This window comes from Inquilinus sp. 2KB_23, from assembly GCF_052115705.1.
Classification (GTDB): Bacteria; Pseudomonadota; Alphaproteobacteria; order DSM-16000; family Inquilinaceae; genus Inquilinus; species Inquilinus ginsengisoli_A.
On the sequence record NZ_JBFRHF010000086.1, the window covers coordinates 1 to 928 of the forward strand.

The following is a 928-nucleotide window of genomic DNA, read 5'->3' on the forward strand; positions in this document are numbered from 1 at the left end:
CTCAAGGACGCCGACCCCAGGCTCGTCCTCACCGCCGGCACCGCCGGCCGCGCCCTGCCCGACACCGCCCCGCTCCTCCGCCTCGACGACACCGCACTCCTCGCCCAGCTCGAACGCTCCCCCGACACCAACCCTACCGACGACACCCGCCTGCACCCCCTCCAACCCCTCCACCCCGCCTATCTCATCTACACCTCCGGCTCCACCGGAACTCCAAAGGGCGTCCTCGTCTCCGAAGGGGCCATCATCAACCGCCTCCTGTGGATGCAGAAGGAGTACCAGCTCGACGGCTCCGACCGCGTCCTGCAGAAAACGCCATCCGGCTTCGACGTCTCTGTCTGGGAGTTCTTCTGGCCGTTGATCACTGGCGCGGCCCTGGTCCTCGCCAAACCTGAGGGGCACAAGGACCCGACCTATCTCGTCGAGGTGATTACCCGTCAAGAGATCACTACCCTGCACTTCGTGCCCTCGATGCTGCAGAGTTTCCTGCAGGAGCCGTCCGCTCAGTCCTGCTGCGGGCTCAGGCGTGTTGTCTGCAGCGGCGAGGCATTGCCGGCCGATCTGCAGGCACAATTCTTCGCCACCTTGGACGTGCCACTGCACAATCTCTATGGCCCGACGGAAGCAGCCGTCGATGTCACCTATTGGGCCTGTCGGCCTGAGCAGGACAGTGGACCAGTCCCGATCGGAGCGCCGATCTGGAACACGCGTGTGTATGTGCTGGACGGTGGGCTGCATCCGGTGCCTGCGGGAGTGCCGGGGGAGCTGTACATCGCGGGGGCGGGTCTGGCGCGGGGCTATCTCAACCGCCCGGGCCTGACCGCCGAGCGCTTCGTCGCCTGCCCCTTCGGGCCTCCCGGCGCCCGCATGTACCGCACCGGCGACCTCGCCCGCTGGCGCCCCGACGGCGTCCTCGACTTCCTAGGCC

1 protein-coding gene is annotated in these 928 nt (G+C 67.5%); it reads left to right on the forward strand.

Translation table 11 applies throughout. From position 1 onward, the window contains the following. Positions 1 to 928: AMP-binding protein (locus AB4112_RS36000; protein WP_441727273.1), on the forward strand; the 928-nt coding region annotated here is incomplete at both ends.